Raw genomic sequence first — 275 nt, 5'->3', positions numbered from 1 at the left:
TACTTAAGTCCTTTAGCTTTAGATAGATTTTTATCGGTATTAGCAATGAGCTGATTTTTAAGTCGCGTCCGCGACAAGCCTTTAACAAAATCAGGATGTGGGTAAAGCAAAATCACATTTAGAGCTAAACGCGAAACACGACTAGCAAAAAGTCGCTCTTCTTCTGGAAACGTCTGTTGAAGAGCCGTATACAGTTTTATCTGTTTGAGCTTAATATCGTCAGTCACCTGTTTACAAAATCGCGTTAACTCATGTAGCTTTTGATAAGAGTCGGT

Annotated in this window: 1 pseudogene; it reads right to left on the bottom strand. The window is 38.5% G+C overall.

Annotated features, from left to right (window positions below):
* Nucleotides 1–275, bottom strand: a pseudogene (locus CES81_RS13690) (IS110 family transposase); the annotation flags it as partial.

Source organism: Secundilactobacillus pentosiphilus (assembly GCF_002217985.1).
Lineage (GTDB): Bacteria > Bacillota > Bacilli > Lactobacillales > Lactobacillaceae > Secundilactobacillus > Secundilactobacillus pentosiphilus.
The sequence above is the reverse complement of the archived record's forward strand: the minus strand, read 5'-3'. Positions and strand labels throughout refer to the sequence as shown.